This is a genomic window from Pseudalkalibacillus decolorationis (assembly GCF_024609785.1).
GTDB lineage: Bacteria > Bacillota > Bacilli > Bacillales > Fictibacillaceae > Pseudalkalibacillus > Pseudalkalibacillus decolorationis.
In genome coordinates this window covers 25,334-38,014 of sequence record NZ_JANHJQ010000002.1, presented here as the reverse complement: position 1 = coordinate 38,014, position 12,681 = coordinate 25,334, and the positions used below count along the sequence as shown (strand labels likewise).

The following is a 12,681-nucleotide window of genomic DNA, read 5'->3' as shown; positions in this document are numbered from 1 at the left end:
CGTTCAGTCTTTTGTCTAAAGGTATCATTCAAATAGTTACAATTTTACAGGCACCTAATTTTTAATAATAATGACCGTTTTTTACGTCCGTAAAACTATTAAAATATTTTACGGACGTTCACATATTTCTATATACTTTTATGAACCTATTTTAGTAGAATAAACTTTTTTTTTGGACATTTTAGCGTGATAAAGTGAAAAATGTTGACAATAACCTTTGTTAGTTACTATTTTTTTACAATAAAGATCTACTGGAACTCATCATTTCTACAGGAAGTGTGAAACAAAACAATATGCGACTTTTTCGTCCTTTTCAGCCACCTATATTACAACACAAACTATTAGATTCTAATTATCGATATGGAGAATATTTACCATCCAAGAGTCTAGAATGTTATGTTGCTTGCTATTGACCGTTGATTTCAATGCATCGAATACGAATAAATTGCATCGTATCATACCAGATGGCTGCGTGGATATTATTTTTGACCTAAGCTTATCTTCTTTTTCCAAAGGAGTCTTTGTTACGGAATTGACGACTGAATTTGAGTAATAAACCTTTCTCCAGACTCTTCCTTATTTGGATTTCGCTTTTATTTAGACACTGTATACCCTTTTTTTAGGCATCCTGTTTCTGAGCTTATCGGAAATCATGTATTTCTGGAGGGTATATGGGGAATGAAGCGGTGTTTTTGATGGAAGATATTATATCCACCTACTCGAATTTCAGAAATAATTGAAAAGGTTGAATCAAAATTAATACAACTTCCTATCTTTAAATGAATTAAAAACTGATTACTTACTACAACCAAGTATGCAATATATGTTTGCCCAAGGGAATCATTTCAATTCGCTCTTTATCAGAAAAACTCAGTTACAGTGAACGACATATTAGAAAAACTTTTCAAAAGGGAATCAGCGATTTCATCGGAATCTTTTTCTTTCAATGGGGTTCGATGCCCCATTGAAAGAACCTATATCAACTAGTATCCCGGTGCGCTTTTATTCTTAAATATAAAAGCCGTTAACCTAGCTTATCTAAAATCCATAGTCTTGATCACGGTCTGTTAGAGGGATGTCATGATATTCATCAGCATCGATTTCGTAAACATTACCGGAAGAAACACCGTTAATGATGCCGTACAGACCAGTTTCAACGGCGTTTACTAACTGTCCTCTCTTTTTCTGGCCGTAGCTTTGTGTTTGTCCGGTGACTTCAAACAGTACGGCCCCGCTACCGTTAAGAGCAAAAGATCCAAGTGCTGTCCCTGGAAGATCCAACCCTTGCGGATAAAGAGAAATATTTCCGAACGGGGAATTTCCCATTTGCTGCAATGCGTCATAAGCAGCAACATTTAATTGTTTTGAAAATTCTATGTTGTATTGATCAGCATATTCACTATATTTTGCTCCCTCAGTGCTGTCCAGATTAGGAACAAACTGTCCGGATATAGAAAGAGTTACAGGCTCTCCACTTCCTTCAATTGTGTATACTCCTTGGTGGTGGAGATCAACGAAGACATCGACCTTTCCAAACTGTTCAGTTAGGCTTATATAAACATCACGTACAGTTTGTGCTTCAGGTGTGATGAACCAGCCAGGTAATGATGAATCACCTGGAAAATCATCGGATTCAGGCACATAATCAAGATTTGGGTTAAAATCACGATTTACGTCAAATCCCGGATTTGATGCATAATCCCAATATTCGTTTTTATATGTGTAATAATTCCATGATGGTTCAGCTCCATTTAATTGAGGGAAATCCTCAACAACTTCACTCCAAGACAAGTCGTTTCCCCGACGGTTTAATTCTGTCGCATCCGGATTCACCATCGGCATCGCTACGATTGTAACTTCCTCTCTGATTTTCTTAACTTCGGGAGAGTTGTTGGATCCGAGATTTTGCAAAATATTTAACAATGCAGCTGTTCCGGTTTTTTCATTTCCGTGAATTTCACTTTGGAGTAATAAAACTTTGTCTCCTGTACCTACGGTTGCTTTATAAATTTCGCGTCCTTGATTCGAATACCCGGCTACCTCTACATCAACTCTTCCCTGGCTGTTTTTCTCAATCTGCCCAAGTTTTTTGCTTAATTCTTCATGACTTATAAATCCCGAAATAGAGTAATTTTGATTTTCCGGTGTTCCTGACCCTTTACCTGAAGTCTCAGCATAAACAGGACTAATCATTCCTACAGACAATACAATAGAACTGCATAACATAGCGATTTTCTTCATTTTTCGCATCGAATTCCTCCTGAATGTTTTCTTATCATTGTTTAAATTCCTTTTTCATTTTTTGATTTCCTTGTTTTTAAGAAAAAACACACCATTTGTCATATGGGAAGATTTGTACCTAGTACATAATGTTCAAATAAAAAAGCAATTCCTGTCTCTTTCATATATGAAAACTTACATTTCATGACCAGACTTCCCCAAGTACTTTACGGACATTTTATACCTCCACGTCTACTTTATAAATCTCCTATTCAACATGTGAGGTGTTTTAAACGTTTTAGAGAGGAAAAGAGGAAGCACTTTTCCAGTGGGTCCGAAAACAAAGACGGATTGAATAAAACCCCTAATTTTCTTCGATGAAGTTGGGGAGCTTTGTAAAACTAGAACGGTCCCAATGTACTGGAGAAAAGTAAACACAAAAAGATACAATGTATGCCCACCACATTTCAGCCAGCTGTTCCTTAAACATGTTTTCTCTAAGGAGCTTAATCGCTTTACCCAAACCTTCGTCAATGGAACCAAGCATATCTTCGTGTTCTATAGATAGGACATAATCATACCCTATAGCACGAAGCATACTGATCATATCTTTCCACATTTTTTTTCATGACCATATCCTACAGATCTGAACGTCCATGAGCGATTGAGGACTTCGCTATAATGTTTCGTATCTAACACACCATTTACTTTTATATTAGTCTAATCGAGATACGTATCTTTCGCATGGAAATGGTAGATTACATTTTCCTTACCAAGCTTTTTGATAGCTTCTACAGGATCGATCCCCTGCCATACAAGATGGCTTGGGTCAAAGTTTGCACCAATGCTTTGTCCTGCATGTTCTCTTAACTTTAATAACGTTTCAGGGTTATAAACGACAAAACCAGGGTGCATTTCAAACGCGATCTGGTTGATCCCATGGGAATCTGCAAATTTCGCTTCTTCCTTCCAGTATGGAATGACAACTTCATTCCATAGCCAGTCCAGAACCTCCATATATTCAGGTGGCCATGAACACGTTACCCAATTTGGACTTTTTGCGTTTATATGGTCACCAGGACATCCAGAAAAACCATTGACTACAGGAACTTCTAAACGCTCAGATAGAAGTACCGTTTTTCTCCATACATCGTGTGCTTCCCGCGCTGCCTTTTTTGAAGGATGGAGAGGAGTTCCATGACAACTGAGCCCACTGATCGTCATATCTCTGTTTTCAAATGCACATTTGAAATTTCTAAGTTTATCAGGATTTTCTAGCAACTCATCCGGGTTACAATGTGCGTTTCCAGGAAAATTACCAGTGCCAAGTTCGACCACTTCAACACCCCTTCAAAATAGACGTATCGACACTAGCGTCGCATTAATTATTTTTGAAGATTTTAAATTCTTAAAATCCTCAAAAATAATGGGTATTAGACATTAAAAAATCCTTTATATTATTGTTAATATGAGATGTACGGGTGAAAAGATCCCTACAATATGTAGAAGCCATGATAATATCATCTTTATGGTTTCGTGATATGGATCAGTACCAGATTGCTTATGGAATACGATTCTGAGTCCCGATATTTACCAAAACCATTATAAACTCAGTATCTTCAACGATTGTTAGATATCCAATTTATTTGAAAACACGATTACTGACTATTATGCCTCTGTCCTTCTATAGGTCAAGTTAAAAGAGGCTTGTTTATTAAACGTTTGATTGAAGAAATAAAAAGAATGTCGAATACATCTCAGTGCAGGCACTCACAGTAGTCCTTGCGGCACAAGAGTTTCTAAATAGTGTCAGACACTGCATAAATGGTACTAGTTAATTAACAGTTAAATAGTTTTGATTTCTTCAGTCCTATTAAATTTGCAGGATATATTAAAACGATCGTTGAAGATAGCTTGTGAAGATTACGAAACCCTTCATATGAGAAGTAATATTGCAAAGAGGAGGAGAATCACCGTACATAGTTTACTATTTTTACATAATTATAGGAGGATATACAAAAAATGAAATTGAGGCTTAATTTAAAGCATCTTTTTATGTGTTTTTCAGTTTTTTTATTAGGGATTCTATTATTACCGACTTCTGCTAATGCTCACAATAATATCGTAAATCCATATCAAACCTACACTTATTCCCAAATGGTCAAGGATATCAAGTCCTTAGCTGAAAAATACCCAAACTTAATCAAATATAAAGTAATTGGTAAGAGTGAATATGGTCGTGATATCTATGCGGTATCCCTTGGAACTGAAGAACCTGGAGGACCGACGGTATTTTTCAACGGCTCCCACCATGCAAGGGAATGGCTAACGACTAACCTCAATATGTACATGATCGATCAATATGCACAGGCTTATGAGGCTAACCGAACAATGGAAGGTTATAATGTAAACCAAATTCTAGACAAAACAACCATGTGGTTCGTCCCGATGGTCAATCCAGATGGGGTTACACTCCAACAGAGTGGTCTAAACGCTTTTCCAGAAAGGGTACACGACGATTTGGTAGAAATGAATGAGGGTAGTAAAGATTTCACAAGATGGAAAGCCAATGCAAAGGGCGTTGACTTGAATCGCCAATATGATGCAGATTGGGAAAATATCAAAAACAACCGTGACGAACCAAGTTGGTCAAATCATAAAGGGGTAGCTCCGCATTCTTCGTCTGAGGTTAGAGCAATCGTCAATTTCACACAGGAAATCGCCCCTGAAATGGTTGTACCCTATCATAGTGCTGGGAAGGTAATTTATTGGAGTTTTCACCAAACAGGTAATCGGTATGACCGGGACCATCAATATGCTGAAGAGGTCGGGAACTTAACCGGGTATGAAGTCATATACCCAGGACAAAATCAATCAGGTGGTGGAATGACGGACTGGTTCATCAGTAAATATAAACGTCCAGCCCTCACAATGGAAATTGGAAATTACCCTGGTGAACGTCATTTGCCTATATCTGAATTCGATCAAGCTTGGCAGGAAAATAGGTTAGTAGGATTGTACGCTGCAGAGGAGAGTTATAATCTGTACTGAGTGAAATTTAACGAGATTAGCTAGAGGTTGTATGCTCTGATCCTGTAACAAAACGTATAGATTTTGAAGGTTGAGGCAAAACAGCGTTATGTTCATCCAAGGGATATGGATTAGGGAAATGTATGCTATGATATCAAGTCATTTTCCAATGTTAATTGACAAAAGGTAATCAATTAATGCTTGTTGTTCCTTTTTTGTGAATCTTGTCGATTCGTCCACCCAAAACTCATGCCCACTCCCATCGACGTGAACGGATTGCAAATCCTTTGAATTTCGGTTGGACTGTATCACATCCATCCGTAAACTCTTGTCTATTAGTGCTAAAAGACTGTTTCTTGGATCAACCGGAATCCCTTTCATGGTCGTACCAGCAGCTCCTAGTTCCGTTTCTAAATTAGTACCGACCGCAACACCACCGTCATGAAGATAAGGTGCTGACCAAAACAACCCATTCAAGCTTGGAACTTTGTACCCGCCTGGCGAATTTCCGTGAGCAAAGCCGAGTTTAATTTGATTGGGATCCAATTTATCTACCGGAACCTCTAGCACTTTTGGATTTTCCGGAATGGGTACTGGTGTATCCGGAGAATACAAAACAGATTTACCGAAGATTTTTCCGGTTTTTTTCAATGCTGCGGCCCGGGATGGTTCCGTACCAATTCGGTTAACAGGAATAATTTTATTGTTTGTGAGGTATCGACCTGCATGACAGGAAATACAGCCAGCCTTGGAAAAAACCCTTTCTCCCAATTCGATGGAATCCCTTTCAACATCTAGGTCTGGATTTGGTGGAACGATTGTATTTTGCCACGCTGACATCCCATTGTTCTGTTCATTAAAGTTATAACCTGGGGAACTCACAATCAAGCCATCGGGTGCCACAGCCGACACTTTCGGAAATTGTGGCAGTGCGACAAGTTCATTGACACCTGGAACACCAGGAGTCGGGTCAACGGAAGCAAAAAACTCCGACGGCGTCTCATCTTCAGATGGATTATAGCGGTATTTTTCATTCGCAGCATTTTGTAAAAGGGTTCCTAAATACACTTCTTTATCCATTCCAAACAAGGCTTTACTTGCCTCTGATTGGGAAAGCGAATCGGAATTTTGCGCATGAACATTATTTATAAAAGTACTCAATCCTTTGAATGCACCAACTTGTGCAAAGCCACTCCAACCATAAGGATGATCACCGATTGTAAACGAGTCTGGAATTTGGGTGAGATTACTTTTCATATCAATTGTTGAATCAAAATTACCTTTCGGCCATTTGAGGAAATTCCGATCGACAGCTTTCTCAAGAGTTTTTGGATCGGGTAAAGGAGTTTGCTTACCATCGGATGTTTCCACTGTTCGATCCATATCCTTAAGAAACGCTTTCAACGACGAGATATCGGTATGAGTCAAATAGGCAGCTGAGTTCGTCGAAAGTGCTATCAGTAAGCCCGCATTTAAGTCTCTATTAGGGGCACCTTCAAGGACTTTGTGGGTATTCCGATCAACGGTTGCATGACAGGCAGCACAGCTGATGCCAACTTTCAATCGTCCTTCTGAAAACGTGACCGGCATCCCTAAAGGTGCATAAGATCCCTTAGGAACATCCATGCCGGTGTCAATTTTCGTGCCTTTTTCAAATTGTTTATCCCCTATTGTGACATCTTCGGCTAATTCAACCCTAAGATTCGTGGTTCCCTCTCCACCTAAAGCAAGGATTGCTTTCATCGCATTTGGAATCGTAAAGGCTCCATCGACAATCCCCATGATATCCGTCAAGAAAACTTCATTTCCGAAGGTCTCTTGATAAAAGGCTTCTCTCCCTAATTCCAGTAGTTCGTCATCAATTTTTACAGCGCCACTGGCTGGCGACTGTGTCGACTTTCCTTCTTCTGTCTTTAGTATCGTGGCTTCTTTTCCTGATGTATGTACTCCCCAAACATCGTATCCTTTGAGATCCCCATTATCATTCAAGACCTTATCTTTCGGAGGTATATAAGCATACTCCGGTTCAACTTGATAAAGAATAATACCAATCACAATGAGTAGGATGACAATCAAGCTTGGAACAATGATCCACTTTCTCCTTTTCATTTTTTGAGCTCCTTTAACGTTTTTTTCATAAAGGTATTATTTGAAAGGGAGAAGCAATTATGTGTTATTACTAGGATTAATTAGTAATGTGATCTTGACTTCATAGGTCGGCTACATTTTTTGTATGTAACTATCGTCATAGGAAAGAATGAACATAAAACACATGCAGATTTTTTGGAGGAAACGATGTGGGATATAAACAGTTATTCATGACAATCATCATATTGTTCGTGACAGCTTGCACTCAAAATAATCAAAATGAAGCAGAGCAAATGGATGATCCCCCAGTAACAGTCATTGAAGTAACTGCTACCAATTGGGAATTTAACAAAAAGGTTTATAAAGTAATAGCCGGGAAGCCGGTGACGATCAACTTTAAGAGTGAAGATGGTTATCATGGTCTTGGCATAAAAGGTATGGAGAACGTTAATATTGAGGGAGAAGGTTCTACGAAAGTAATGTTCGAACCAGGAGAATATCAAGTCTATTGTACGATTCCGTGTGGAGAAGGTCATTCCACAATGGTCTCTACACTTATAGCCGTTGATATACAACAACAGTAAAGCCAGCTGACACGGATTCAGGAGAAATGTAATTTAATTGTTGATGTATTAAACTAACTTGAATCTTCTGTAATCGCACCCCTGACGAATGAAAGAATGATCAATAGGAATAGCGTTTAGATTCTACTTTACGATACGTGAAACTTTATCATTTTCCCTTCGCCATTTTTAGCAGTCGCAAGGACTCCTTTTTCCGATCTACTCGATCCTTTCTACAATATAGTGTTTTAGTTCATTTTTGAATAGTGTCATAGCTGTTATTAAAAACGAACGTTTTTGATACGGTAATTACATAAAAGTCTGGTTTTTGGTAATAGCATGTATTAACATAGCATTACGTTATTCAGCAATCGGATTGTTGAGTAAAAAAGATTTTTAGCAAACGAGAAGAAATCCTTAGCAGTCGGATGTGATAAACTTAAATAAAATAGAATTATAATAAAGGAGATGTATTTATGAGCGCTGTTTTTAATAAAGTTCAGGATGTCCTGGAAAATTACAAATCTGCAGTCTACGAGAAAGATGTTGAGAGGTTTGTATCTTCATGCGCTTCTAATATCCATGTTTATGATTGTTGGGAAGACTGGGAGTGTATCGGCATTTCCCAATGGAAGGAAATGGTGAAAGAGTGGTTTAAAGGTTTAAAAGAGGAAGGTGTTTTACTCAAAACAGATTTTGACGATTTAGTCGTTGAAGAAAATGAAGATCTCGCTTTCGTTCATTGTAATGTTACATACGCTGCTCACAACGAATCTGGAGATAAACTCCGTCAGATGACAAATCGATTCACATTCGGTTTAAGAAAGGAAAATAACTCTTGGAACATAATACATGAACATTCATCATTGCCTATAAATATGAAAACTGGGAAGGGCATTTTTAACTTAAGGTAATAATGATACCCTAAAAATTAATGCTGTCATGCTATCGCTTCATTTACCGCTGTAGGTCCCATATCTATAAGCGGCTCTATAGAGATGAGAAACCATTCCAACTGGTAAATTCATTGTAGATAAAACAATAAAGCGCGGCAAATGTAGCCCCTCCGCCTATATCTGCGACACCAAATGAACTTATTGCGACGACAGCAATTAAATTCAAAATGAAAGAGACGGATAAGGGGTCAATTCCTACAGAAGGTGCAACCATTACAGCAAGCATTGCAATAAATACCTGCACATCCATTCTGTCCGATAGTTATACAAAAGAGCCTGCAAATAGGACTTGTATGAACGGTGGAACAAAACGAGTGCTTTCCCACCATCCGCAGCTACATCCGCCTCATACCATTTTGTATCAAAATATCGCTTCAATAAATCTCTTCTTTCTTTTTACGATTTTAATAGATTTGATGCTTCCCCAATTTACGATAAAGAGTAGTAAGACTAATATTTAATTTTTTTGCTATTTCCTCCTTATCAATGTTAGAAGAATCGGAAGAAATATGTTTCAATAAAATGTTTCGTTCACATTCAGATACCAGTTCCGTCAACCCCATTGACTCTTCCAGTTGAGTTTCAGGTTTGATGATAATGTCTTCTTTCATATACTCAGGTAAATCATCAAAGTCCAGTAGATCAGTTTCATTCATGTTCATCATATACTCGACTACATTTTGTAGATGTCTAATATTCCCTGGCCAATCATAGTTCATCAACCATTTTTCCAGCATTGGGTTCATCCCAGGTATACCCCTATCAAGTATAAGACTGTACTTTCCAGTATAGTGAGCTAGAAGCAAAGGAATGTCATCACGTCTTTCCCTTAACGGCATCACATGGAGTGGAATAACGTTGATCCTGTAATATAAATCCTCCCGAAATGTTCCCTTCTTGACCATTGATTCAAGATCTTTATTCGTCGCCGCAATGACTCTTACATCTAACGGAATGATTTGATTACCGCCAATTCTCTCAATATACTTTTCTTGCAATACCCTTAAAAGTTTTGACTGCATAGAAAGTGGCAGATCACCAATCTCGTCGAGGAATATGGTTCCATTGTTTGCCAACTCGAATTTTCCTTCTTTCCCTTGACGTTTCGCACCGGTAAAAGCGCCTCCATCATAGCCAAAAAGTTCACTTTCTAATAGATGTTCAGGAATCGCGCCACAATTAACCGAAATAAATGGCTTATTAATGCCCGTTCTACCATAATGAATCGCTTGCGCAAGTAATTCTTTCCCTGTCCCATTTTCACCCCTTATCAAAACAGAACTAGGGCTTTTGGATATTTTTCGAGCTTTCTCAATTAAGGATTGAAACTTTGCATTTGTACCGATGATCGAATCAAACGTGTAACTCTTTGGAGGGACTGGGGCTTGTTCGTGAAATTGGCAATCTTCTAGTGATAATTTGTTTTCAAACAATGTACTTATATTTTGTAAATATTTTGATAGACTCCCGGAATGCTCGACAATCATTTTCTTTTGTCTCGAGGTAAAGCCGATAAAACCGATGACACCAACCGGCTTATTTTTTTTGATAATCGGGAATCCAACTGTTGCCAATTCCGTACATTGTTTATTAAAAATGCAATTGCGGCATTTCTTACTACCTTCCCGTCGGTCAAAAATAATCCCTGGTCGTCCGGTTTTTAAGATCGTCTCAAAAAAAGATCCTTTTGGAACTGGCTTTCCGATCAATTGGCGATGAAGACCCGTTCCAGCTACTCTGATATTGTTATGATCTATGATCGAAACATCCAACCCTAAAATTTCAGCCAAATTATCTGAGTATTCTTGAGCAAAATCTTGTATTTTTGCGATACTGGCCATTATAAACACCTCACTGATCTTTAGGTAACATCATCGGTAAATCGTCTATAACTATAATTATACGCTAGAAGATTCAGTACAAAAAGTAGACATTGATTTTATAAGAAACCAATGCCTGCTTTTAATTCTTAGGTTATCTATCTTTCATTCAACTTTCTCCAATATACGCAATAGCTTCGATTTCGATCAGTACATCTTTTGGCAAGCGACTTACTTCCACAGTAGAACGGGCAGGTCGATGCTCCCCAAAGAATTTCCCATATTCTTCATTCACCGAGGAAAATTGATTCATATCCTTAATAAAAATGGTCGTTTTTACAATGTGTTCGAATGTAAGACTTTCATTCTCTAAAATTGCCTTCATATTTTTCATGACTTGCTGGGTTTGTAATTTAATATCATGTTCTACTATTTCGTTTGTTTGTGGTTCAACGGGAATTTGACCGGATAAAAAGAGAAAATCGTTGACCTTCAATGCTTGTGAATAAGGGCCAATTGCCTTGGGTGCTCTTTCGGTATAAACTGTTTTTATCATTTTATTTGCACTTCCTCTCCAAAAAATTGAATTAGATTATATGTTCTTTAATCATTGGCGTTTCAGTTTGATTGATTTCATTATTATAAGTAGATGTATCAAGTTGTTTTATAATTTTACTTGTCAATAGTCCTGTTGTCATGCTTCCGCTTACGTTTACTGCTGTTCGCGCCATGTCAATGAGCGGCTCTATAGAGATGAGCAATCCTACGATCCCAACTGGTAAGTTCATTGTTGATAATACGATAAGTGCCGCAAAGGTTGCTCCCCCTCCGACGCCTGCAACACCAAACGAGCTAATCCCTACGACGGCAATCAAAGTCAGAATAAAGGCAGGATTTAACGGATCAATGCCTACAGTTGGTGCGACCATCACCGCAAGCATTGCTGGATAGATACCAGCGCATCCGTTTTGGCCCATCGTAATTCCGAATGCCCCCGCAATATCAGCAATCCCATCAGGAACACCTAACTCTTTCTTTTGCGTACTTACATTTAGTGGCAAAGTTCCTGCACTCGAACGTGATGAGAAAGCAAATGTAAGAACTGGAATCACTTTTTTCACATATTTCACAGGATTTAAACCCGTCATTGCAAGGAGAAGCAAATGAATCAAAAACATGATGAGCAACGCAACATATGAAGCGAGAATAAATTTCCCTAAATTCCAAAAGGCATTTAGATCGCTGGTTGCGGCCATTTTTGTTATCAGCGCAAGTATTCCGTATGGTGTCAGTCGTAAGATAAGGGTTACTACCCTCATTATGACGGTAAAAAGCGATTCAGTAATTTTCTCAAACAACTCTGCTTGTGCAGGCTTTTTCCGCTTGACTCCCAAAAAGGCAATCCCTAAAATAGCCGCGAAAATGACAACCGAGATCGTGGAAGTAGGACGTGCACCTGTCAAATCTAAAAAAATGTTCCCTGGAAGCAGTGACACGATTTTCTCTGGCATTGTCATGTTTTCGATATCGCCTAGTCGTTCTCCTGTTTGTTCTATGGCAGCCGATTCTGCATCTCCCTGAGTGAGTTCCATTTCCCCTAAGTTGAAAGATAAAGATGATGCAATACCGACTGCGGCTGCAATTGCTGTTGTACCTACCAATAACCCTATTACTAAACCACCAATTTTTCCAAGATCATTCGATAACTTTGCTTTTGTAAAAGCCGACAGGATCGCAAGAAAAACCAACGGCATTACGACCATTTTTAATAATTGCACATAACCATTTCCAGCGATGTTGATCCAATCCACTGATTGTTTAATGACATCTGATGTTGGACCATACGTAAACTGAAGGATAAGCCCAAATACAATCCCGATTCCGAGGGCGCTAAAAACACGCTTAGAAAACGAAACATACTTCTTTTGCATGTACATTAAACCCATACTAATCATAAGGAATAAAATAACGTTTAAAATAATTTGAAGAGTTACCAAAATGAAT

Annotated in this window: 8 protein-coding genes and 2 pseudogenes; 3 read left to right on the top strand and 7 right to left on the bottom strand. The window is 38.3% G+C overall.

Going from position 1 to position 12,681, the window contains the following annotated elements; genetic code table 11:
- Window positions 1-1,038 precede the first annotated feature (1,038 nt).
- Together NON16_RS02125 and NON16_RS02120 are read right to left on the bottom strand one after the other, a co-directional pair.
- Window positions 1,039-2,250, bottom strand: coding sequence for a M14 family zinc carboxypeptidase (locus tag NON16_RS02125; protein WP_257346702.1), 1,212 nt, complete (start codon window positions 2,248-2,250; stop codon window positions 1,039-1,041).
- A gap of 424 nt (window positions 2,251-2,674) precedes the next feature.
- A pseudogene (locus tag NON16_RS02120) lies at window positions 2,675-3,567 on the bottom strand (sugar phosphate isomerase/epimerase family protein); the annotation flags it as partial.
- Window positions 3,568-4,242: 675 nt separating this feature from the next.
- Between NON16_RS02120 and NON16_RS02115 the strand changes: the two are divergent.
- Window positions 4,243-5,271 (top strand): M14 family metallopeptidase, encoded by a 1,029-nt coding sequence (locus NON16_RS02115; protein ID WP_257346700.1) that lies wholly within the window; start codon window positions 4,243-4,245, stop codon window positions 5,269-5,271.
- 138 nt (window positions 5,272-5,409) lie between these two features.
- Here the strand turns inward: NON16_RS02115 and NON16_RS02110 are convergent, their stop codons facing one another.
- Entirely contained in the window at window positions 5,410-7,359 is a 1,950-nt protein-coding gene (locus NON16_RS02110; RefSeq protein ID WP_257346698.1) for an electron transport protein, read from the bottom strand.
- A 188-nt stretch (window positions 7,360-7,547) separates the two neighbouring features.
- On the opposite strand from NON16_RS02110, the gene NON16_RS02105 reads away from it, so the two are divergent.
- On the top strand, window positions 7,548-7,922 hold the full coding sequence (locus NON16_RS02105) for a cupredoxin domain-containing protein (RefSeq protein ID WP_257346696.1): 375 nt from the start codon (window positions 7,548-7,550) through the stop codon (window positions 7,920-7,922).
- A 455-nt stretch (window positions 7,923-8,377) separates the two neighbouring features.
- Window positions 8,378-8,815, top strand: a complete 438-nt coding sequence (locus tag NON16_RS02100) for a YybH family protein (protein WP_257346694.1) — start codon at window positions 8,378-8,380, stop codon at window positions 8,813-8,815.
- A 41-nt stretch (window positions 8,816-8,856) separates the two neighbouring features.
- On the opposite strand, the pseudogene NON16_RS02095 reads toward NON16_RS02100, so the two are convergent.
- From NON16_RS02095 to NON16_RS02080, 4 genes and pseudogenes are all read right to left on the bottom strand, one after another.
- Window positions 8,857-9,129 (bottom strand): annotated as a pseudogene (locus NON16_RS02095) (cation:dicarboxylate symporter family transporter); the annotation flags it as partial.
- A gap of 132 nt (window positions 9,130-9,261) precedes the next feature.
- Entirely contained in the window at window positions 9,262-10,698 is a 1,437-nt protein-coding gene (locus tag NON16_RS02090) for a sigma 54-interacting transcriptional regulator (RefSeq protein WP_257346692.1), read from the bottom strand.
- Window positions 10,699-10,846: 148 nt separating this feature from the next.
- On the bottom strand, window positions 10,847-11,233 hold the full coding sequence (locus tag NON16_RS02085; protein ID WP_257346690.1) for a RidA family protein: 387 nt from the start codon (window positions 11,231-11,233) through the stop codon (window positions 10,847-10,849).
- A gap of 31 nt (window positions 11,234-11,264) precedes the next feature.
- The gene (locus tag NON16_RS02080) at window positions 11,265-12,674 is read right to left on the bottom strand and encodes an L-cystine transporter (protein ID WP_257346688.1); all 1,410 of its coding nucleotides are present in this window, start codon (window positions 12,672-12,674) and stop codon (window positions 11,265-11,267) included.
- Window positions 12,675-12,681 lie beyond the last annotated feature (7 nt).